Genomic DNA, 22042 nt, shown 5'->3' with positions numbered 1-22042 from the left:
TGAGCCCTTCGGGGTTTTTTATGGGCTTGCTGGGGGATTACCAGCGCGTTTAGGCAGGTAAGGCGGCAGATACAACCCCAGGTACGCATCAAACACCCGCATCCCTTCCTCCGCCATGCGCGGGGTGATCTGCCCATGCTGCTGCACCGAGCGCGCATACACCCGATCACCCAGCTCCATGGCCAGGGCAAACACGTCGACGTCGGTGGGCAGCGCTGGCAGTGCAAAGTGCTGGTCGAAGAGGGTGTGCATCAGGTCGCCCAGTTCGAGGTCGTGCTGGCGGTCGGCCTGGGTGACTTCGGTGAGCCCGTGCTGGGCCAGGATCAACTGGCGGGCGGCGGCGTCTTCGCTGTAGATCTGCAGCATGCGTTGCTCGACCAGCCGCGACAGGTCACGCCAGCCACTGAGGGTGTCATGGTCGATAGGTGCTTGCAGGCAGGCGCGGAACGCGGCGTGGACGTCGGCCGTCAGGGCTTCGAGCAAGGCCGGGACGCTGGCGAAGAAATGGTAGACGGAGGAGGGCGGGATCTCCGCGCGCTCGGCGACACTGTAGATCGACAAACTGGCCACGCCTTCGGCGGCCAGCAGTGTGCGGGCGGCATCGAGGATCGAATCGATTCGCGCCTGGCTGCGGGCGCGGGGTTTACGAAGAGTGGCGGGCCGGGTCATTGAAGTCTCCTGCAGGGCAGGGGGCATTGTACGAGTCGGGTTGTGTGTTGTCTCGTCGGCCGCCATCGCGAGCAAGGATCTGCTACGCACGCAGTATCCGGGTGCTAAACAAGGCCCTGTGGGAGCGAGCTTGCTCGCGATGGCGGCGCTCCGACGATCCGCCAAAGGCGGCCATAAAAAAACGCCGCCGGCCTTATCAGCCGGTGGCGTTTGTTTTTACCGCAACCGCTTACACGGTATGCAGGTACCAGTTGTACTCGAGGTCGGAGATGGAGTGTTCGAATTCCTCCAGCTCGCTCTCTTTACAGGCCACGAAGATATCGATGTATTTCGGATCGATGTACTTGGCCATGACTTCGCTGTCGTCCAGCTCGCGCAATGCGTCGCGCAGGTTGTTCGGCAGGCTCTGCTCGTTCTGCTCGTAGCTGTTGCCTTCCACCGGTGCGCCAGGCTCGATCTTGTTGACCAGGCCGTGGTGCACGCCTGCCAGGACCGAAGCCATCAGCAGGTACGGGTTGGCATCGGCGCCGGCCACACGGTGTTCGATGCGCACGGCATCGGAGGAACCGGTTGGCACACGAATCGCCACGGTGCGGTTGTCCAGGCCCCAGCACGGCGAGTTCGGCACGTAGAACTGTGCGCCGAAACGACGGTAGGAGTTGACGTTCGGGCAGAGGAAGGCCATCTGCGCCGGTAGGGTCTCGAGCACACCGCCGATCGCGTGACGCAGTGCGGCGTTCTGCTCGGGATCCTCACTGGCAAAAATATTCTTGCCGTCTTTATCAAGGATCGAGATGTGGACGTGCAGACCGTTACCCGCCTGGCCTGGGTAAGGCTTGGCCATGAAGGTGGTGTCCATCTCATGGTCGTAGGCGATGTTCTTGATCAGACGCTTGAGCAGTACCGCGTAGTCGCAGGCCTTGATCGGGTCGGCAACGTGGTGCAGGTTGACTTCGAACTGCGCCGGAGCACTTTCCTTGACGATGGCGTCAGCCGGGATGCCTTGCTCCTTCGCACCTTCCAGGATGTCCTGGAGGCAGTCGACGTATTCGTCGAGGTCGTCGATCAGGTAGACCTGTGTCGAGTGCGGGCGTTTGCCGGAAACCGGCGAGCGAGGGGGTTGCGGGCGACCGTTCACGTTCTCCTGGTCGATCAGGTAGAACTCCAGTTCGAAGGCGGCGCAGATAGTCAGGCCCATTTCGTCAAACTTGCGCACTACATTGGCCAGTACTTCACGCGGGTCGGCGAAGAATGGCTCACCTTCGAGTTCGTGCATGGTCATCAACAGTTGCGCGGTAGGGCGCTTTTGCCAAGGCTCATTGCACAGGGTGTCGGGGATTGGATAGCAGATTCGGTCAGCATCGCCGATGTCCAGGCCCAGGCCGGTGCTTTCCACCGTCGAACCATTGATATCCAGAGCAAATAGAGAGGCCGGCAGGTTGATGCCTTTCTCGTAAACCTTGTGGAGACTGGTGCGTTCGATGCGCTTGCCGCGCACCACACCATTCATATCCGCAATCAGAAGGTCAACGTACAGAACCTCAGGATGTTCCTTAAGGAACGCGTTCGCTTCGTTAAGCTGAACGGCACGCGGGGGTACCGACATGATGCAACACCTTTGTTGTTAAAAATATCAATCATTGATCTTTTCAGATTCCAGTCAACCCGAACGGCATGCCGAAGTCAAGCGAGGCCTTTTTTGCCCTAAAAAAGCGCTCGAAGGGCATTTTTGAGGCAGTTTGGGGCGTTTTGATCCCTTTCCCTTCGTTGCCGCCCGCAGGCTTGAGCGGGCCGTGTTGTATTTTTTACGGGGGTGTTGTGTAAAAAAATGAACAAGGCTAAGCTCGAATCAAACCCATAACAGCAATAATACCGGGGTGCTTCATGTCTCGCCTGCCGTCAATCGGCGTGACCACCTGCTCCAGGCAGATCGGTCTGCATGCGTGCCACATCAGTGGCGACACGTCCGTCCGCGCGGCGGCCAAGGGCCTGCCGGCGTTGCCGGAGCAGCTATCCCCGTCCGATATTCTGGACGTTGTGGAAGCCCCTCTCTTTAGTGGCACTTCCTCCAATGTAGATCCTGTTCACTATAGCGGTCCTGCGAGTACGCCGGGAACTGCTCATGATTCTGCACGCGTTGCCACTCCCTGCCCATTGATTCGCGCCGGCGTTGGTGTTCCTGCACGCACGGCTTTTGCTGCAAGTGTGCAAACCAGGCCCCAATGGCAGGTAAGCTTTAACCCGCATGGCTTGGCCATGGCCCAGACACGACAACGCGACGCGGATGCGTCAAACATCGCCTGACTCTTAATGAAGTCAGGACACTCAGCCCAGAGGCATTTATGAGTAACAACCTCGACCAGCTCACCGATTGGTTGAAAGACCACAAGATCACAGAAGTCGAATGCATGATCGCCGACTTGACCGGGATTACCCGCGGCAAGATTTCGCCGACCAACAAGTTCATTGCCGAAAAAGGCATGCGCCTGCCCGAGAGTGTGCTGCTGCAAACAGTGACGGGCGACTATGTCGAAGACGACATCTATTACGAGCTGCTCGACCCGGCCGACATCGACATGATCTGCCGTCCCGACCAGAACGCAGTGTTCCTCGTGCCCTGGGCCATCGAGCCGACCGCCCAGGTGATCCACGACACCTACGACAAGCAGGGCAACCCGATCGAGCTGTCGCCGCGCAACGTGCTCAAGAAGGTCCTCAAACTCTATGCCGACAAGGGCTGGCAGCCGATCGTGGCGCCGGAAATGGAGTTTTACCTGACCAAGCGCAGCGACGACCCGGACTATCCGCTGCAACCGCCGATCGGCCGTTCCGGGCGTCCGGAGATCGGTCGCCAGTCGTTCTCCATTGAAGCGGCCAACGAATTCGACCCGTTGTTCGAAGACGTCTACGACTGGTGCGAACTGCAGGAGCTGGACCTGGACACGCTGATCCACGAGGACGGCACGGCGCAGATGGAAATCAACTTCCGTCACGGTGACGCACTGTCCCTGGCCGACCAGATCCTGGTGTTCAAGCGCACCATGCGCGAAGCCGCGCTCAAGCACGACGTGGCAGCGACGTTCATGGCCAAGCCGATGACGGGCGAGCCGGGCAGCGCCATGCACCTGCACCAGAGCATCATCGACATCGAGACTGGCAAGAACGTCTTCTCCAATGAAGACGGGACCATGAGCCAGCTGTTCCTCAATCACATTGGTGGCCTGCAGAAGTTCATCCCTGAACTGCTGCCGCTGTTCGCCCCCAACGTCAACTCGTTCCGCCGCTTCCTGCCGGACACCTCGGCACCGGTCAACGTGGAATGGGGCGAAGAGAACCGCACCGTGGGCCTGCGGGTTCCGGATGCGGGGCCACAGAACCGTCGGGTGGAAAACCGCCTGCCGGGCGCCGACGCCAACCCGTACCTGGCGATTGCCGCGAGCCTGTTGTGCGGCTACATCGGCATGGTCGAAGGCCTCAACCCAAGCGCCCCGGTAGTTGGACGTGGTTACGAGCGACGCAACCTGCGTCTGCCGTTGACCATCGAAGACGCCCTGGAGCGTATGGAAAACAGCAAGACCATCGAGAAATACCTGGGTCACAACTTCATCACTGGCTACGTCGCGGTCAAGCGGGCCGAGCATGAAAACTTCAAGCGCGTGATCAGTTCGTGGGAACGGGAATTCCTGCTATTCGCCGTCTGACACGCCGGGTGCGGCCCACCAGCCGCACCCTCACCTCACTAGGAAGGAGCGCTTTATGACTAGCAACAACCCGCAAACCCGTGAATGGCAAAGCCTGAGCAACGACCATCACCTGGCGCCGTTCAGTGACTTCAAGCAGCTCAAGGAAAAAGGCCCGCGCATCATCACCAGCGCCAAGGGCGTTTACCTGTGGGACAGCGAAGGCAACAAGATCCTCGACGGCATGGCCGGCCTGTGGTGCGTGGCGATCGGCTACGGTCGCGACGAACTGGCGGACGCCGCCAGCAAACAGATGCGCGAGCTGCCGTACTACAACCTGTTCTTCCAGACCGCTCACCCACCGGTGCTGGAACTGGCCAAGGCGATTGCCGACATTGCCCCGCAAGGCATGAACCACGTGTTCTTCACCGGTTCCGGCTCCGAAGGCAACGACACCATGCTGCGTATGGTTCGCCACTACTGGGCGATCAAGGGCCAGCCGAACAAGAAAGTCATCATCAGCCGCAAAAACGGCTACCACGGTTCGACCGTGGCCGGCGCCAGCCTGGGCGGCATGACCTATATGCACGAACAGGGCGACTTGCCGATCCCGGGCATCGTGCACATTCCGCAACCCTACTGGTTCGGTGAAGGTGGCGACATGACCCCGGAAGAATTCGGGATCTGGGCTGCCAACCAGTTGGAAGAAAAGATTCTCGAAGTCGGTGTCGACAACGTCGGCGCCTTTATCGCCGAGCCGATCCAGGGCGCCGGCGGTGTGATCGTGCCGCCTGAAAGCTACTGGCCGCGCATCAAGGAAATCCTCGCCAAGTACGACATCCTGTTCGTCGCCGATGAGGTGATTTGTGGTTTCGGCCGTACCGGTGAGTGGTTCGGTAGCGATTTCTACGACCTCAAGCCCGACATGATGACCATCGCCAAGGGCCTGACCTCAGGCTACATCCCTATGGGTGGCCTGATCGTGCGTGACAGCGTGGTCGAGGTACTCAACGAGGGCGGTGATTTCAACCACGGCTTTACTTACTCCGGTCACCCGGTGGCAGCAGCAGTGGCCCTGGAAAACATCCGCATCATGCGCGACGAAAAAATTATCGAGCGCGTCCAAGCAGAAACGGCACCGTATTTGCAAAAGCGTCTGCGTGAGCTGAACGACCACCCTTTGGTGGGCGAAGTTCGCGGAGTAGGGCTGTTGGGGGCAATCGAACTGGTTCAGGACAAGGCCACGCGCAAACGTTACGAAGGCAAGGGTGTGGGCATGATCTGCCGGCAGTTCTGCTTCGACAACGGGCTGATCATGCGCGCAGTGGGCGACACCATGATCATCGCTCCGCCGCTGGTGATCACACCGGCAGAAATCGATGAGCTGGTGGCCAAGGCACGCAAGTGCCTGGACCTGACCCTGAGTGTGTTGCAGGGCTAAGTGCTAGGCTCTGAGCGGGAGTTGTATGAACTTTCGCTTAGAGCGGTCAGAAAGCTTGGCCTTTCCTTGAAAGACCGCCATGGATGTTGCCAGACTAGCCACGGTTCCAATCGCCCGGGTTCGGCGCGGAACAGGTGGTTCAAAAAAGAAAAATTTGGAGCATTACGCATGAAGGCACTCGGTAAAAAGCTCGCAGGCAAGACACTCCTTGCCATGTCCCTGATGGGCGTGATGGCGGGCGCGGTTCAGGCAGATGACAAAGTACTGCACGTTTACAACTGGTCCGACTACATTGCGCCGGACACCGTCAAGAAGTTCGAGGCGGAGTCGGGCATCAAGGTTGTCTACGACGTCTTCGACAGTAACGAAACCCTGGAAGCCAAGTTGCTGGCAGGCAAATCCGGCTACGACATCGTCGTGCCGTCGAACAACTTCCTGGCCAAGCAAATCAAGGCCGGTGTCTACCAGAAGTTGGACAAGTCCAAGCTGCCGAACTGGAAAAACCTCAATACCGACTTGCTCAAGGCCGTTTCGGTCAGCGACCCGGGTAACGAGCACGCCTTCCCGTACATGTGGGGCTCGATCGGCATCGGCTTTAACGCCGAGAAGGTCAAGGCTGCACTGGGTGACGACGCACCGACCAACTCCTGGGACTTGATCTTCAAGCCGGAAAACGCCGCCAAGCTCAAAGCATGCGGGATCAGCGTCCTGGATTCGCCAACCGAGATGATTCCGGTGGCACTGCATTACCTGGGCTACCCAACCGACAGCCAGGATAAAAAACAACTGGCCGAAGCTGAAGCGCTGTTCCTCAAAGTGCGTCCTTCGATCGGCTACTTCCACTCCTCCAAGTACATTTCCGACCTGGCCAACGGCAACATCTGCGTGGCTATCGGTTACTCGGGCGACATCTACCAGGCCAAGACCCGCGCCAGTGAAGCCGGTGACAAGGTCAAGGTCAGCTACAACATTCCCAAAGAAGGTGCAGGCAGCTTCTACGACATGGTCGCCATCCCTAAAGATGCCGAGAACGTCGAAGGCGCCTACAAGTTCATGACCTTCCTGCAGAAGCCGGAAATCATGGCCGAGATTACCAACGCCGTACGCTTCCCGAACGGTAACGCCGCTGCAACCCCACTGGTCGATAAAGACATCACCGGCGACCCGGGTGTTTATCCACCGGCGGACGTCCTGGCCAAGCTGTACGCGATTGCCGACTTGCCGGCTGCGACCCAGCGGATCATGACCCGCAGCTGGACCAAGATCAAATCGGGTAAATAACAAGTAGAACCCTTGTAGGAGCGGGTGCCCGCTTGCGGTTTGCTCGCGATGAACCTGAGAGCGCCGCGGGGTGTCAGGAACCCATCGTTATCGTTGACGACCATCGCGAGCAGGCTCGCTCCCACAGGTGTATCTGCATAAAAGTTTTGCTGGATCGGTTTATCGAGGGTAAGTTGCGCGCCGGTTTTGTTGCCAGGCAGCCATGGCTGTCATGTAACGCTGGGCAACTTGGGCCCAACTATTTCAGAGGACCTCCACTTGCCTATTTCTTTGTTTCGTAAAACCATGCTGATTGGCGCCGGTCTGACACTCGCAGTCAGTGTGCAAGCCGCCCCCACCGTGCATATTTATAACTGGTCGGACTACATCGGCGAATCGACCCTGGCGGACTTCGAAAAAGCCACGGGCATCAAGCCGGTGTATGACGTGTTTGATTCCAACGAAACCCTGGAAGGCAAGTTGCTGGCCGGCCGCACAGGTTATGACGTGGTTGTGCCGTCCAACCACTTCCTGGGCAAGCAGATCAAGGCCGGGGCTTTCCAGAAGCTCGACAAGTCGCAACTGCCCAACTACGCCAACCTCGACCCGGTGCTGCTCAAGCGCCTGGAACAGAACGACCCGGGCAACTTGTACGCCGTGCCGTACCTGTGGGGCACCAACGGCATCGGTTACAACGTCGACAAGATCAAGGCGGTACTGGGGGTCGACAAGATCGATTCCTGGGCAGCGGTATTCGAGCCCCAAAACATCAAGAAACTGCAAAGCTGTGGCGTTGCGTTCCTCGACTCCGCCGATGAAATGATGCCCACGGTCCTCAACTACATGGGCCTGGATGCCAACAGCACCAACCCTGCCGATTACAAGAAGGCCGAAGCCAAGTTGCTCGCGGTGCGGCCTTACGTGACGTACTTCCACTCCTCCAAATACATCGCGGATCTGGCCAACGGCGACATCTGCGTGGCCATCGGGTTCTCTGGCGACATGTTCCAGGCCAAGGCCCGGGCAGCAGAGGCCGGCAAAGGCGTGAACATCGCCTACTCGATCCCGAAAGAGGGCGGTGCCCTGTGGTTCGACATGCTGGCGATTCCCAAGGATTCGTCCAACGTCAAAGAAGCCCATGCCTTCATCAACTACTTGCTCAAGCCTGAGGTGATTGCCCAGGTCAGCGATTACGTGGGCTATGCCAACCCGAACCCGGGGTCGGACAAATTGATGGAACAGTCGATCCGCGAAGACGAGTCGGTGTATCCGCCCCAGGCGGTCCTCGACAAGACCTACGTGTCGATCGAGCTGCCACCGAACATTCAACGTTTGATGACCCGCAGCTGGACCAAGGTCAAGTCGGGTAAATAGTGACAAAGGCTCAAACTATCCAAGGGTTCGCCCGTATTGGGCGAACCGCACTCTTTTTGTTGGGAGTTTCGTAAATGGCAGTTGCCTCCGGCGCCTACAAGAAAGCCCTCGAGGGCGACCAGACACCTAAACAGGTGCTGGTCAAAATCGACCGGGTCACGAAGAAGTTCGACGAGACGATTGCCGTGGACGATGTGTCCCTGGAAATCAAGAAAGGCGAAATCTTCGCCTTGCTCGGCGGTTCGGGTTCGGGCAAATCGACCTTGCTGCGCATGCTCGCCGGTTTCGAGCGTCCGACCGAGGGGCGGATTTTCCTCGACGGCGTGGACATCACCGATATGCCGCCGTACGAGCGGCCGATCAACATGATGTTCCAGTCCTACGCGCTGTTCCCGCACATGACCGTGGCACAGAACATCGCCTTCGGCCTCAAGCAGGACAAGATCCCGGCCGCCGAAGTCGACGCCCGGGTGGCCGAGATGCTCAAGCTGGTGCAGATGAGCCAGTACGCCAAGCGCAAGCCGCACCAGCTCTCCGGTGGCCAGCGCCAGCGTGTCGCCTTGGCCCGCTCCCTGGCCAAGCGGCCGAAACTGCTGCTGCTCGACGAACCGATGGGCGCCCTCGACAAGAAACTGCGTTCGCAGATGCAACTGGAGTTGGTGGAGATCATCGAGCGCGTCGGCGTGACCTGCGTCATGGTGACCCACGACCAGGAAGAGGCCATGACCATGGCCGAGCGCATCGCGATCATGCACCTGGGCTGGATTGCCCAGATCGGCAGCCCGATCGACATCTACGAAACCCCGACCAGCCGCCTGGTTTGTGAATTCATCGGCAACGTCAACATCTTCGAAGGTGAAGTGGTGGACGACGCCGAGGGCCATGCACTGATCACCTGCAAGGACCTGGACCGCAACATCTACGTCGGCCACGGCATCAGCACCTCGGTGCAAGACAAGTCGGTGACCTACGCGATTCGTCCGGAAAAACTGCTGGTCACTGCCGATATGCCGACCTGCGAGCACAACTGGTCGAGCGGCAAAGTCCACGACATCGCCTACCTGGGCGGGCACTCGGTGTTCTACGTCGAATTGCCGAGCGGCAAGCTGGTGCAATCGTTCGTGGCCAACGCCGAGCGCCGGGGCCAGCGTCCGACCTGGGGTGACCAGGTCTACGTCTGGTGGGAAGACGACAGCGGCGTGGTACTGCGCTCATGAACATGCGAAAACTCAAGCGTCGACTCAGTCGAATAATTCCCGGTGGCCGCCAGTTGGTCATCGGCGTTCCTTTCCTGTGGCTGTTCCTGTTCTTCATGTTGCCGTTCTTCATCGTGTTGAAGATCAGCTTCGCCGAAGCAGACGTGGCCATTCCGCCGTACACCGAGATCTACAGCTTCGTTGAGCAGAAGTTGCAGGTGCTGCTCAACCTGGGCAACTACGCGATGCTCAGCGAGGATGAGCTGTACATTGCCGCTTACCTCGGTTCGTTGAAGATGGCGCTGATCAGCACCATTTTGTGCCTGTTGATCGGCTACCCGATGGCCTACGCCATCGCCAGTGCGCGCAAGGAAATGCAGACCGTCCTGGTACTGCTGATCATGATGCCGACCTGGACCGCGATCCTGATCCGCGTGTATGCGTGGATGGGCATCCTCAGCAACAACGGCCTGCTCAACGGCTTCCTGATGAGCATGGGCTTTATCGATGAGCCGCTGCAGATCCTCAACACCAACCTGGCGGTCTATATCGGCGTGGTCTATTCCTACCTGCCGTTCATGATCCTGCCGCTCTACGCCAACCTGGTAAAACACGACACCAGCCTGCTGGAAGCTGCGTCCGACCTGGGTTCGAGCACCTTCAACAGCTTCTGGAAAATCACCATTCCGCTGTCGAAGAACGGCATCATCGCCGGCTGCATGCTGGTGTTCATCCCGGTGGTGGGTGAGTTCGTGATCCCGGAACTGCTGGGCGGTCCGGAAACCCTGATGATCGGTAAAGTGCTCTGGCAAGAGTTCTTCAATAACCGTGACTGGCCGGTGGCGTCCGCCCTGGCGGTGGTGATGCTGGCGATCCTGATTGTGCCGATCATCCTGTTCAACCGCAGTCAGGCCAAGGAAATGGAGGGTAAAGAATGAAGCGCTTCCGTTTCTCCAGCCTGATGCTGGTAGTGGGTCTGTTGTTCATCTACCTGCCGATGCTGATCCTGGTGATCTACTCGTTCAACGCCTCGAAACTGGTGACGGTGTGGGGCGGCTGGTCGATCAAGTGGTACGTCGGCCTGCTGGATAACAGCCAACTGATGGGCTCAGTGGTGCGCTCGCTGGAAATCGCCTGCTACACCGCGATTGCCGCGGTGGCGCTGGGGACCCTGGCGGCATTCGTGCTGACCCGGATCACCCACTTCAAGGGCCGTACGCTGTTCGGCGGCCTGGTCACCGCGCCGTTGGTGATGCCGGAAGTGATCACCGGTCTGTCGCTGTTGCTGCTGTTCGTGGCCATGGCGCAGATGATTGGCTGGCCCCAGGAGCGGGGCATCGTCACCATCTGGATCGCCCACACCACGTTCTGTGCCGCCTATGTGGCGGTGGTGGTGTCGGCACGCCTGCGTGAGCTGGACCTGTCGATCGAAGAGGCAGCCATGGACCTGGGCGCGCGGCCATGGAAGGTGTTCTTCCTGATCACCATCCCGATGATTGCGCCTTCGCTGGCAGCGGGCGGCATGATGTCGTTTGCCCTGTCGCTGGACGACCTGGTATTGGCCAGCTTCGTCTCGGGCCCGGGTTCCACCACCCTGCCGATGGAAGTGTTCTCGGCGGTGCGCCTGGGGGTCAAACCGGAGATCAACGCCGTGGCCAGCCTGATCCTGTTGGCGGTGTCGATCGTCACGTTCCTGGTCTGGTTCTTCAGCCGCCGCGCCGAAGAAAACCGCAAGCGGGCGATCCAGCAGGCCATCGAAGAAAGTGCTGCCGACTCCTGGAAACAGCCGGACGCACGTCGGGCCCAGGCGCCGGAAGCGGCTTGAGTCGGGAGGGTTGACCACAATCCTGTGGTCAACCTCTCTACCCCGCCTCAGCGTGATTCAGGTTGCTCGCGGATCCCGCATACACCCATCAACCCTGTGGGAGCGAGCCTGCTCGCGAAGGACGTCAGGACACCGCGCTAAGCCTGGCTTGGCGCGTCATCGTTGACGACCATCGCGGGCAAGCCCGCTCCCACCGTGGTTTTTTGCTGCTCACAGATCCTGCACACCCACCGTTGTTTACGAAACCCAAGGGGATTGGCGGATGACCTGGACGAAGTTCATCGGCTGGAACCCCGGCTCCTGATCCACCAGCACATCCGTCTTGACGTTGCCGAAGGTCGTCTGAGGACGATGGCGCAAGCCGTCGGCAAAGGCGCAGATGATGCACTCCTTGAACCCTTCACCCCGTGGGTGGGCATGCACCACCGCGCTGCGCTGCGTGCTGGTAAAGGCCGCGTAGTCCAGGCCCAGCACGTCCATCTCGACTCCGGCGGTCACCAGTGCGACGGTCGGGCGCAGGTGTTTGGGTACGCCGGGGGTGGTGTGCAGGGCGATCGACAGCCAGACCTGCTCGATGTCGTCATCGCTCAAGCCATAGGGTTTGAGAAAGGCCGCTGCGGCGTTGGCGCCGTCGACTTCAAAGCGCTCATCGTCACTGCGATACCCAGCCACCAGGCCGAGGTCATGGAACATCGCGCCGACGTACAGCAACTGCGGATCGTAGGCCAACTGCTGGCGTTCGCCGCTCAAGGCACCGAACAGGAATACCCGGCGTGAGTGGTGGTACAGCAGGTCGGACTCGATGTCGCGGATGTACTCGGTGGTGGCTTTGGCCAATGCGCTGTCAGGAATCTTGATGCCGGCAATGGTGGTGCTCATGGGAGTTTCCTCATGGTGAGCGCCATGGCGGCGCTGAGGTCACCAGTCTGTTTGCCCCCCTGAAACCGGACAATCGATCCATGGCTGCAATCCCGGCCAATGAGCATGCATATCGCGCCAGCCTCGCTTGTTGGGCCTGGATTGGCTACGGTGCATGCAGACCCTGTAGGAGCGAGTGCCCGCTTGCGGCTTGCTCGCGATGGACGTCAACGATGACCTCGGCTGTCGGGATGAACGCGGCGTCCTCACGCACATCGCGAGCGTTGCAATCTATGCCATGAGAGGCGTTTCGAACCATGAGTAAAACCGTTGCCATCGTGGTGTTCTCCGGCGTCCAGGCGCTGGACGTGACCGGCCCCATGGATGTGTTTTCCGAGGCCAACCGCTTTCTCGAGCCCGAGGAGCATTACCAGTTACAGGTGATCGGCGTCGAACAGGGTCTGCTGCCATGTTCCAACGGCCTGACCCTGCAGGCTCACCAGCACTTCAGCGCGGCGCTGCAGGCCTACGATTTGCTGCTGGTGGCCGGTGGGCCGCAATTGCCCTTTGTCGATTTTGGTCCGGCGTTCGACCATTGGCTGCGCGATGCCAGCGCCCGGGCCCGGCGCTTTGGCTCGATCTGCAACGGCGCCTTCCTGCTGGCCCGCGCGGGATTGCTCGACGGCAGGACGGTCACCACCCATTGGGGCGATGCCGCGGCGTTGGCGGCACTGTGCCCGACTACCCGCGTCGAGGCCGACCGGCTGTATGTCGAGGACGGCGAGCTGTTCACTTCGGCCGGGGTCACGGCCGGGATCGACCTGTCGCTGTACCTGCTGGCCAGGGACCACGGTCCGCAGGTGGCCTTGAGCGTGGCCAAACGCCTGGTGGTGTTTACCCAGCGCGCGGGCGGGCAGTCGCAGTTCAGCCCGTTCCTCACGCCCTATGCCGAGGAAATCTCGCCGGTGGCGCGGGTCCAGCATTACGTGATGGCGAACCTTACGGGCGACCTGGCCATTGTCGACCTGGCAGTGGCGGCGAACATGAGTGCGCGCAATTTCTCCCGGGTGTTCACCCGAGAAGCCGGGGTGACCCCGGCCGAGTTCGTGGAGCAGGCGCGGGTGGACGCCGCCCGGGTGATGCTGGAAAGCTCGCGGGCCGCACTCAAGACCGTCGCTTACCAGTGTGGATTTCGCGATGCCCAGCACATGCGCAGCGTGTTCAATCGACGCCTGGGCGTGACGCCGCTGCAGTTCCGGCTGAACTTTTCGTCGGTGCTTTGAGAGGCTGCGCCTGCCCGCCGTGCGCCTGCAGCGTCAACGCGCCGGCAATAGCTTCAAGGTGCTGCGAGTATTGGCAGTCACTTCTTCCTCGCTGAAATGCGCCTGGTGGTAGACACCCTCGATGTACGCCTCGGCCTGGTCTTGATAGTGCGCATCGAACGGCACGCCGCTCTGGCCGATCGGGTTGATGGTCAGGCCGTGGGCCGGGTCGGCGAAATCGATGATGCGTCGGGTCGACGGGCCATAGGTCACGGTCCAAGGCGCCGGGCCGATTTTCGCCGAGAGGTTGTTCGGCACCTCGTGACTGCCCGGGGCTTCGAACGGGCCGACGTTAAAAATCCGCTCCAGGGGTTTCTGCGTGCCCAGCGGATGGCCGTGGGTGAGGGTGTGGGCCTTGCCCCATTGCCACTGCGTGGCGTCTGCGCCGAGGGTGGTTTTCAGGTGGGCGATACTGGCGTGCCACGCGGCCTTGACCACGTCGGCACGGGTTTCCTGACCCAGGGTGTCGCGGTTGTCCCACCAAGGGGAATCGGGGTTGGCCGCAAGCCTGGGCAGGGCGGCATCGATCACCCGGGTCGTGAGCAGAGTGTCGAAAAAACTATCGCCCAGTTCATCGTGCAGCGCCCCGTCGGCCAGGTTGAACAGGAACTGATTGAACAGCGTGGCGCTAGTCGACTCCAGCGGGTAATCACCTTGCCAGGCGTTCAGTTGATCCAGCCACTGGCGTTCCTGCGGGTCGCTGACCACCTCGCGCAATACCGGCAGCAACGGCGCCAGCAGGCGTTGACCGTAGGCGGTCGTGGTGCCCAGTTGCAGCTCCTGGGTGTTGTCCAGGTCCCACTTGAGGTTCTTGTCGCTCAGTTGCAGGTTGAGCTGTTGACCGCGATCGGCCAGGTTGTAGTAGCCGGGAATCTCCATGCCGGTCGGTGACAATGGCTGGAAGTTGGCGGAGACGATGTAGCCACGGGCCGGGTTCTCTTCCTGCGGGTTGGCACTGAACGGGTAGAAGCCGTCCTTGTCTGCCTGGTTGCTGCTGCCGTCGAGAATGAAGCCTGGCTTGACCCCAGCCGGACGTTTGGGCAGTTGCGCGGCTGCCCACCAGCCGATATCCCCCTTGGCATTGGCCCAGACGATGTTCAACCCAGGAGCCTGGACCTTGGCGGACGCGGCTCGGGCCTTGGCCAGGGTATCGGCGCGGTTGAGTTGGTAAAAACCTTCGAGGATCGGGTTCTGGGTATCGAGGAACGCCCACCACATCGCGATTGGGGTCTTGCCGGCGCTGGCGCCCAGGACATCGTTGATGATCGGGCCGTGGGGCGATTGCCGCAGGGTCAGGGTTACGGGGGCCTGGCCCTTGACGGCAATCTGTTGCTCGCTGTTGATCAGGTCGACCCACTTGCCGCGGTACCAGACCTGGTTGGCGTTGTCCGGATTGACCTTCTCGGCGATCAGGTCGAGGTCGTCGTTCTGGAACATCGTCAGGCTCCAGCCGAAGTCCAGGTTGTGGCCAAGGAAGGCAAACGGCACCAGTGCCTGGTGGTGCCCATAGAGTTCGAAACCAGGCGCCGACAGCTGCGCTTCGTACCACACCGAAGGCGTCGCGAAGCGAATGTGCGGGTCGCCGGCCAACAGCGGTTTGCCGCTCTTGGTGCGACTGCCGGCAACTACCCAGGCATTGCTGCCCTCGAATTGCGGCAGGCCGTGCTCGGCCAGTGCCTGCTGGCTGAGGCGGGCAATGGCGTTGAGGTCTTGCCAGTCAGCGCTGCTGAGGGCCGGCGCGCTGCTGTGGTGCTGGGCCAGCACGCCTTTGGGCTGCCAGTCGAGGTCGAAGATGTTCAGGTAGTCGTTGCCCAGTTGATCGCGCACGTAGGTCAGCAATGGCTCGGTACGAAAGGCCGCGGCAAAGCTGTAGGCCATGTAGCCGGCGACGCTGACGCTGTCCTGGGCGGTGAACGGCCGCTTGGCGATGCCCAGCACATCGAACTCCACGGGCGCGGCGTGCGTGTCCTGATACTGGTTGATCCCGTCCAGGTAGGCCTGCAGGGCCTTCCACGCCGAAGACTCCTTATCCAGCGCGGCCACATAAGTCTCGGCACGCTCGCGAATGCGCAGGCTGCGGAACAGTTTGTCGGTATCCAGCAGCTTGGGCCCGAGCACCTCGGCCAACTCACCCCGGGACAGGCGCCGCATGATTTCCATCTGGAACAGCCGGTCCTGGGCCTGGACATAACCCAGGGCGCGATACAGGTCGATCTCGTTGCCGGCACGCAAGTGCGGGATGCCACGTTCGTCGTAGCGCACGGTCACGGAGCCCTCCAGGTGCTGCAACTGCACCTGACCGTGACGCGATGGTTGTTTGCTGAAAACGTACCAGCCTGCACCTGCGGCGAGAGCAACAATCAGCAGGGCGAGAATGGTCAGGCTACGTTTCATGGTGGTTCCTTGTTGTTATAAATGGCAGCAGTTCCCTGGCGCCACTGTTTAACACGGATTGGCGAATTGGCCCATCACCCGTAGGAGGGATTCGAATTTCAACGTCTTTGCTACTTCGTGGGGTCGATTGGCCAAGGTCGGAAATACCCACACCGCGAGTGTGTAAGCGGCAATCACAAGAAAGTGCCACTGAATCTACGGGCTCTATCTTCTGGTGTTCGTTGTCGTGTCTGGGTTAAACAGTATTGTGTATGAGTTGTTTAAAGCAGTGCCTATAATATAGGTAGTCCCCTGCGCATAATTAGTACATTCCCTACGCAAAGGTTGGTTGCCGGCTTGTACTGCCAAGTATATAAAGTGGATGAGTTAAAAGTGTATGGACAAATGAGAAATTTGTAGGCGGAAGAATGTGATCTATAGCGTTGATGCCGCTGGTCTAAGAGTGGTTTAGCAGCACACATTCCTGGATGAGTAGCGGATTAATGTGGTTGAGGCGATGCACTCATGGGAAACTTCCTTCATTGCTTGGCGAATTGTACTACAAGAATAGCATTGCGAATTATTTCCAGCCTGACTATAAAGAACACAAGTGATTTGGGCGGTGTGATGATCTGCCGCTCTTTGAATTCTTGGTAAGTGATATTCGGTCGGGGCGCTGGTTGTTTTTAGCGTAACTTAATAAAAGCAAGCATCGTTAAAGTATGGTGGGTTTTTAAGGCGGTAGCTTCCAATGAAGACTATTTTGCTATGTGGTAATGGTTTGAGTGGAGAGGTAATTCCTACAATTAAAACGTGGGGCTATAAAGTGGCTTTGATATCGGAGTTTCCACTAGATGTAGGCACGTCGGAAGCAGATATTTTTGTTGAAGCAAACTCGAAGGATCCGAAAGCGGCATTGAGTGCAGCTAAAAGCCTGGTAGAGTCAGGCGTTGAGATCAATGGTGTAATCAGTCTTTGTTGGGATACTGCTATATCGGTCGCTACCATTGCCGCTGAATTAGATTTGTATTCGATTTCGATAGCTTCGGCTATGAAAGCGACGCATAAAGATCTGAGGTCCGATGCATTTCGAACGCATGGTGTCCCCTCTCCCAAATATGCTGTTATAAGCTCGTATGACCAGTTACTTCAGTGCATACAAGAGTTTGAATTTCCAGTTATTTTAAAGCCGATTGATCAATCATCATCCAAAGGTGTGATCAGAGTTGACTCTATAGGAAGTTTAGGTTTCGCATACGCGCACTGTAAAAATTTTTCCGACAAAAAAGATATAATATTGAATGAGTATCTGATCGGGACTGAGCACAGTGTTGAAGGATTGATGGTGGATGGTGATTTTTACCTTACCGCTATATCGGATAGAATTTTCCACTACGAGAAGTATCATCCTTTTTTTGTAGAAGTAGGTGATGTAATGCCTACATCGCTCCCCGAAAAGGTGAGAAATGAACTATATGGCGCTACGCGTGATGCCGCGTTATCACTAGGACTAACCAGAGGAGTAGTTAAAGGAGATCTTGTTTATTCAGCAAGGAAAGGAGTTAGCGTACTCGAAGTTGCCGCACGACTAGGCGGACCACGTTTCGGTACGGAGATGGTTCCGTTAAGCAATGGAACAACCATACTGAAAGCGGCAATACAACAAGCAGTGGGTGACGAAATAAATATGGATTTGTTGCTTCCAAAATTTTCTAAGGGGATGGTAAATAGATCAATTGCTCTGGATCCGGGGATTATACAAAGCATTTCGGATGTAGATTCACTAAAAAAATGTGAGGGGTATTATTCTTTCAAGTGGTGGGGGCGCGAACTTAAAGTCGGTGACGAAATTTCGCCAGTTCAACATGGATGCGGCGGTGTGGCATATATAATTGCTGTTGGATCAACAAGAGCTAAGGCTATCGAAAACGCGGATAGGATAGAGCGGAGAATAAAAATTAATACAAGCCAGAGGTGACGTCATGTTTATATTTAAAACAGGTGAAACTCTTTCTCCTGAGCGACTCGCAGAGATAGCGACAAGTGATACCAAAATTAGCCTAAGCGATGAGACCCGGCGCAGGGTTGATTCGTCCCGACGACAACTAGAAAAATTTGTCTCTGAGGGTCGTATTATATATGGTGTAAATACAAGCATGGGTGGCTTTGTTAATTGGCATGTGCCAATAGAAAAAGCAAATATACTCCAAATGAATCTTATAAGGTCTGTTGCAACAAATGTGGGTAGCTATTTAGGTGAAGTGGATACTAAAGCGATAATGCTTTCGCGAATAAATTCACTGTGTCGAGGGAACTCAGCTATTTCTTTAGAGGTATTAGATGTATTAGTAGCTTTGTACAATAGCGGGATTCTTCCATGTATTCCGGAAAAAGGGTCTTTAGGGACAAGCGGAGATCTAGGGCCACTTGCATGTATTGCTCTTGTATGCACTGGCGAATGGAAAGTCACATACGAAGGTAAGTTGCTCCCGGCGCAAGACGCGCTTACTCTCGCGGGAATAACAAAAGCTTGTTTAAGCTATAAAGAGGGTTTGGCACTCATAAATGGAACCTCGGCGATGACCGGTGTCGCCTGTTGTTTGATTCGAGAAGTTCAAGAGTTGTTAGAGCAATATTGTCTAATAAGTTCTCTAAGTTTTGAAGGGCTACATGCGATAAAGAAACCATTTGATCCAGAAGTCCATAAATTGAAACCTCATCCAGGACAGTTAAAAGTAGCAAAGAAAATTTTTGATTATCTTGAATCATCAAGAATGATCAAACAGGAGACGGAAGCTCAGCAGGAAATTCAGTTAGAGCAAGACGGTTCGGTAAAGCCATCTAATAGTCAAATAGAGGATGCTTATTCGATAAGATGCACTCCGCAAATTCTCGGTCCGGTTGTAGATGGGTTAGAGTATGTTCGGACCATTGTGCAGAATGAATTGAATTCCTCAAACGACAACCCACTTATTGTGCCTGACTCTAATGAGATATTTCATAATGGCCATTTTCACGGGCAATATGTCGCGATGGCTATGGATGTTTTATCGATTGGGCTCACTACATTATCAAATCTTTCTAACCGACGCGTAGATAGGTTCCTCGATAAAAGTAATAGCAATGGGCTTCCGCCGTTCCTTTGTAGTAAAGACCCTGGGTTGAGATTAGGCCTAATGGGGGGGCAATTTATGACTGCCTCATTGACGGCGGAGAATAGATCACTTTGTACTCCTTTATCTATCCAATCACTTTCGACGACTGCAGATTTTCAAGATATCGTCTCATTTGGGCTAGTGGCAGCAAGGCGAGCTCGAGAAATTTTTGAAAATGCTAAATTTATTATTTCTTTCGAGCTGATATGCGCTTGCCAAGCGGCGGAAATACGAGGCGTAGATGGTTTGTCAGATTCAACAACTGTTCTATTCAACAAAGTTAGGGCGATTGTTCCGTTTCTAGATAGGGATTCTATACTCACGGACTACCTAGAGGCTTTGACAAAGGAAGTTGTTGGTCGACATTGAATTAAGATCAAGCAGCGTATTAGTTTGACTAGGTTTTTTTGCCATCATCGTACTATTTTTATGTTGGTTCGCTAATCCAAACTACTTTGAGAAATCTCTGGAGAGTGTATGGATATTGATCAATGTCGTATCGCTGTTATTGGGCTAGGGTACGTAGGACTTCCTCTTGCTGTTGAGTTTGGGCGTTTTTATCCTACTCTTGGATTTGATATTAATGAGAAAAGAATAGACCAGCTTGTAAGCGGCACAGATGTCAGCTACGAGGTTGGTGACGAAGCAATAGCGAGGTCTTCTAAGTTAAAGCTATCTGCAAATCCAGAGGATCTAGCACTCTGTAATGTATATATCGTAGCGGTTCCCACTCCTGCTGAAGATAGTAGACCAAATCTTAATCCTTTGATATTTGCCTGTGAACTGCTCGGGAAAGTGCTAAAAAAGGATGATGTAATTATATTTGAATCAACAGTCTATCCTGGTGCGACCGAAGAAAAATGTGTGCCCTGCATTGAAGAGGTTTCAGGTCTAAAGTTTAATTTAGACTTTTTTGTAGGATATAGTCCAGAGCGAATTAATCCAGGCGATAAAAAACGCGGTCTTACTCAAGTTGTCAAATTAGTGTCAGGCTCGACCGTTAAAACTGAGCAGTTTGTTCGAGAGCTTTACTCAAGCATAATAAAAGCTGGAGTCCACGTTGTAAGCAGTATAAAAATAGCAGAAGCAGCAAAGCTAATTGAAAACGTTCAGCGTGATGTGAATATTGCTTTAATAAACGAGTTCAGCATGATCTTTAATAGGTTGGGAATTGACACTGAAGAGGTGTTGACAGCAGCTGAAACCAAATGGAACTTTCTATCTTTTAGGCCTGGATTGGTTGGTGGGCATTGCATCGGTGTGGACTCGTATTATCTTGCATATAAAGCCGAAGAAATTGGCCATCATGCTGTCATGACACTTTCGGGCAGGCGAATCAATGAAGGTATGGCAGATCACATCGTCGTTGAGCTGATAAAAAAAATGGTTCAGCGGTGTTTTCCAATAAATGGAGCTAGAGTTCTATTGCTCGGTTGTACGTTTAAAGAAAACTGCACTGATCTGCGTAATACCAAGATAGTTGATATAGCCCGCAAGCTAATTGATTATAGAGTGCAGGTAGATATATATGACCCCTTTGCTAACAAAGATGACGTGCTTGATATGTATGATCTTAATACGATTTTATCTCCAGCGTTAGCAGCGTATGACGCTGTAGTACTGGCAGTCGCTCACGATGAGTTTCGATTGTTTGATGAAGAAATCATCCGTTCTTGGGGGAAAGCACAATGTCTGATCTACGATTTGAAATATATTTTGCCTAAGACCTCGAGCGACTTGCGTCTCTAATGTCGGAGTTTATATGAGCAGTCTGATTGAAAACCTTGAAGTGTCATTGAGAAATACAAAGCAAAAATGGTTGATCACTGGTGTCGCAGGATTTATTGGTTCGAATTTACTTGAATATTTACTTTCCGCAGACCAGGACGTAGTGGGGTTGGATAATTTTGCGACTGGACAACAAAGTAACCTTCAGGAAGTAAAATCTAAGCTTGTTAAGCGCCAGTGGGACAGATTTGAATTCATAGAGGGGGATATTAGGAACCTGGAAGACTGTAGGAAGAGTCTCATTGGGGTCGACCATGTATTGCATCATGCGGCTTTAGGGTCAATCCCACGATCTTTGAAAGATCCTTTGGAAACCAATGAAGTTAACATAAGCGGATTTTTGAATATGTTGTTGTCTTCAAGGAACATAGGACTCAAGAGCTTTGTATATGCGTCTTCCAGTTCAGTATATGGAAACGTAGAGAGTGCGCAAATGCATGAGGAACAAACGGGCAAACAGTTGTCGCCTTACGCTGTGACGAAAAGAGCGAATGAATTGTATGCGGATGTTTTCTCTTCATTCTGCGATTACAAAATTATTGGGCTACGGTATTTTAATGTTTTTGGTCCCCGGCAAAATGCAGTAAGTGAATATTCGGCGGTAATACCGCGATGGATTGAGTCGATGCTTCGCAATAAACCTGTCGTGATAAATGGGGGTGGAGACACGAGCCGAGATTTCTGTTTTGTTGGAAATGTGGTCCAGGCCAATATCCTTGCTTCGTTAGCCAATGAAAAAATTACAAGCAATATCTTCAATGTCGCACTGAATTCTCAAACATCTTTGAGCGAACTCTACTGTTTGATAAAAAGTCAGCTCGAAATCTTGGGTTTACAATATGAGTTAACTCCAGTTAAGGCCCCATATAGGGATGGCGACATTCGACATTCATTAGCAGATATAGATCGGATCAAAGAGGAGCTAAGGTATGAACCACGCACGACTGTCGCGACAGGCTTGAGGGAAACTGTGAATTGGTACGTTGAGCATTACCAAAAGTCAAAACTACGCGAGTGCAACTAATATTTCATGTGTGTGTATTTTACGTGTTTTGATAAAGTTATTTGTTCCTGGGGCTAATAATGAATAAGTAAAGCGGG

At 55.5% G+C, this 22042-nt stretch carries 16 protein-coding genes and 1 pseudogene; 13 read left to right on the top strand and 4 right to left on the bottom strand.

Annotated elements, in window-relative coordinates; genetic code table 11:
* Window positions 1–18 precede the first annotated feature (18 nt).
* Window positions 19–669 carry a TetR/AcrR family transcriptional regulator gene (locus tag CKW24_RS01240; protein WP_095164695.1) on the bottom strand — a complete coding sequence of 217 codons (651 nt, stop codon included), beginning with the start codon at window positions 667–669 and terminating at the stop codon, window positions 19–21.
* Between the two features lie 229 nt (window positions 670–898).
* Window positions 899–2275, bottom strand: a complete 1377-nt coding sequence (locus CKW24_RS01235; protein ID WP_095081821.1) for a glutamine synthetase family protein — start codon at window positions 2273–2275, stop codon at window positions 899–901.
* Window positions 2276–2553: 278 nt separating this feature from the next.
* Between CKW24_RS01235 and CKW24_RS01230 the strand changes: the two are divergent.
* The 8 genes and pseudogenes from CKW24_RS01230 to CKW24_RS01190 all read left to right on the top strand — a co-directional run.
* A pseudogene (locus CKW24_RS01230) lies at window positions 2554–2850 on the top strand (gamma-glutamyl-gamma-aminobutyrate hydrolase family protein); the annotation flags it as partial.
* 161 nt (window positions 2851–3011) lie between these two features.
* Window positions 3012–4370 (top strand): glutamine synthetase family protein, encoded by a 1359-nt coding sequence (locus CKW24_RS01225; RefSeq protein ID WP_095164694.1) that lies wholly within the window; start codon window positions 3012–3014, stop codon window positions 4368–4370.
* Between the two features lie 55 nt (window positions 4371–4425).
* The gene (locus CKW24_RS01220) at window positions 4426–5790 is read left to right on the top strand and encodes an aspartate aminotransferase family protein (RefSeq protein WP_095164693.1); all 1365 of its coding nucleotides are present in this window, start codon (window positions 4426–4428) and stop codon (window positions 5788–5790) included.
* 168 nt (window positions 5791–5958) lie between these two features.
* The gene (locus CKW24_RS01215) at window positions 5959–7071 is read left to right on the top strand and encodes a polyamine ABC transporter substrate-binding protein (RefSeq protein ID WP_095164692.1); all 1113 of its coding nucleotides are present in this window, start codon (window positions 5959–5961) and stop codon (window positions 7069–7071) included.
* A gap of 258 nt (window positions 7072–7329) precedes the next feature.
* Entirely contained in the window at window positions 7330–8424 is a 1095-nt protein-coding gene (locus tag CKW24_RS01205) for a polyamine ABC transporter substrate-binding protein (RefSeq protein WP_095164690.1), read from the top strand.
* A 74-nt stretch (window positions 8425–8498) separates the two neighbouring features.
* On the top strand, window positions 8499–9641 hold the full coding sequence (locus CKW24_RS01200; RefSeq protein WP_095164689.1) for an ABC transporter ATP-binding protein: 1143 nt from the start codon (window positions 8499–8501) through the stop codon (window positions 9639–9641).
* A 35-nt stretch (window positions 9642–9676) separates the two neighbouring features.
* On the top strand, window positions 9677–10558 hold the full coding sequence (locus CKW24_RS01195; protein WP_174244642.1) for an ABC transporter permease subunit: 882 nt from the start codon (window positions 9677–9679) through the stop codon (window positions 10556–10558).
* Window positions 10555–11445 (top strand): ABC transporter permease subunit, encoded by an 891-nt coding sequence (locus CKW24_RS01190; protein ID WP_095164687.1) that lies wholly within the window; start codon window positions 10555–10557, stop codon window positions 11443–11445. The genes CKW24_RS01195 and CKW24_RS01190 overlap by 4 nt, the downstream gene beginning before the upstream one ends.
* 237 nt (window positions 11446–11682) lie before the next feature.
* On the opposite strand, the gene CKW24_RS01185 is transcribed toward CKW24_RS01190, so the two are convergent.
* Window positions 11683–12324, bottom strand: coding sequence for an HD domain-containing protein (locus CKW24_RS01185; RefSeq protein WP_095164686.1), 642 nt, complete (start codon window positions 12322–12324; stop codon window positions 11683–11685).
* Between the two features lie 296 nt (window positions 12325–12620).
* On the opposite strand from CKW24_RS01185, the gene CKW24_RS01180 reads away from it, so the two are divergent.
* Window positions 12621–13586 (top strand): GlxA family transcriptional regulator, encoded by a 966-nt coding sequence (locus CKW24_RS01180; RefSeq protein WP_095164685.1) that lies wholly within the window; start codon window positions 12621–12623, stop codon window positions 13584–13586.
* A 33-nt stretch (window positions 13587–13619) separates the two neighbouring features.
* On the opposite strand, the gene CKW24_RS01175 is transcribed toward CKW24_RS01180, so the two are convergent.
* Complete coding sequence (locus CKW24_RS01175; RefSeq protein ID WP_095164684.1) at window positions 13620–16019, bottom strand: penicillin acylase family protein; 2400 nt, start codon at window positions 16017–16019, stop codon at window positions 13620–13622.
* A 730-nt stretch (window positions 16020–16749) separates the two neighbouring features.
* Here CKW24_RS01175 and CKW24_RS01170 point away from each other — a divergent pair.
* The 4 genes from CKW24_RS01170 to CKW24_RS01155 all read left to right on the top strand — a co-directional run bounded on the left by CKW24_RS01170 (window position 16750) and on the right by CKW24_RS01155 (window position 21965).
* The gene (locus tag CKW24_RS01170) at window positions 16750–17976 is read left to right on the top strand and encodes an ATP-grasp domain-containing protein (RefSeq protein ID WP_095164682.1); all 1227 of its coding nucleotides are present in this window, start codon (window positions 16750–16752) and stop codon (window positions 17974–17976) included.
* A 4-nt stretch (window positions 17977–17980) separates the two neighbouring features.
* A complete protein-coding gene (locus CKW24_RS01165; protein ID WP_095164680.1) occupies window positions 17981–19522 on the top strand; it encodes a phenylalanine aminomutase (D-beta-phenylalanine forming) in 1542 nt (513 codons plus the stop codon).
* A 108-nt stretch (window positions 19523–19630) separates the two neighbouring features.
* Complete coding sequence (locus CKW24_RS01160; RefSeq protein WP_095164678.1) at window positions 19631–20902, top strand: nucleotide sugar dehydrogenase; 1272 nt, start codon at window positions 19631–19633, stop codon at window positions 20900–20902.
* Between the two features lie 13 nt (window positions 20903–20915).
* On the top strand, window positions 20916–21965 hold the full coding sequence (locus CKW24_RS01155) for an NAD-dependent epimerase/dehydratase family protein (protein ID WP_095164677.1): 1050 nt from the start codon (window positions 20916–20918) through the stop codon (window positions 21963–21965).
* Window positions 21966–22042 lie beyond the last annotated feature (77 nt).

The sequence above is a fragment of the Pseudomonas sp. Irchel 3H3 genome, from assembly GCF_900187635.1.
Classification (GTDB): Bacteria; Pseudomonadota; Gammaproteobacteria; order Pseudomonadales; family Pseudomonadaceae; genus Aquipseudomonas.
Note: the sequence above shows the minus strand (reverse complement) of the source record. Positions and strands in the feature narration are given on the sequence as shown.

Coding starts and splice junctions, on each gene's coding strand:
- CKW24_RS01165 (WP_095164680.1), top strand. CDS start 17,981: ATGTTTATATTTAAAACAGGTGAAACTCTTTCTCCTGAGCGACTCGCA.
- CKW24_RS01220 (WP_095164693.1), top strand. CDS start 4,426: ATGACTAGCAACAACCCGCAAACCCGTGAATGGCAAAGCCTGAGCAAC.
- CKW24_RS01160 (WP_095164678.1), top strand. CDS start 19,631: ATGGATATTGATCAATGTCGTATCGCTGTTATTGGGCTAGGGTACGTA.
- CKW24_RS01215 (WP_095164692.1), top strand. CDS start 5,959: ATGAAGGCACTCGGTAAAAAGCTCGCAGGCAAGACACTCCTTGCCATG.
- CKW24_RS01200 (WP_095164689.1), top strand. CDS start 8,499: ATGGCAGTTGCCTCCGGCGCCTACAAGAAAGCCCTCGAGGGCGACCAG.
- CKW24_RS01175 (WP_095164684.1), bottom strand. CDS start 16,019: ATGAAACGTAGCCTGACCATTCTCGCCCTGCTGATTGTTGCTCTCGCC.
- CKW24_RS01225 (WP_095164694.1), top strand. CDS start 3,012: ATGAGTAACAACCTCGACCAGCTCACCGATTGGTTGAAAGACCACAAG.
- CKW24_RS01190 (WP_095164687.1), top strand. CDS start 10,555: ATGAAGCGCTTCCGTTTCTCCAGCCTGATGCTGGTAGTGGGTCTGTTG.
- CKW24_RS01235 (WP_095081821.1), bottom strand. CDS start 2,275: ATGTCGGTACCCCCGCGTGCCGTTCAGCTTAACGAAGCGAACGCGTTC.
- CKW24_RS01185 (WP_095164686.1), bottom strand. CDS start 12,324: ATGAGCACCACCATTGCCGGCATCAAGATTCCTGACAGCGCATTGGCC.
- CKW24_RS01155 (WP_095164677.1), top strand. CDS start 20,916: ATGAGCAGTCTGATTGAAAACCTTGAAGTGTCATTGAGAAATACAAAG.
- CKW24_RS01240 (WP_095164695.1), bottom strand. CDS start 669: ATGACCCGGCCCGCCACTCTTCGTAAACCCCGCGCCCGCAGCCAGGCG.
- CKW24_RS01170 (WP_095164682.1), top strand. CDS start 16,750: ATGAAGACTATTTTGCTATGTGGTAATGGTTTGAGTGGAGAGGTAATT.
- CKW24_RS01180 (WP_095164685.1), top strand. CDS start 12,621: ATGAGTAAAACCGTTGCCATCGTGGTGTTCTCCGGCGTCCAGGCGCTG.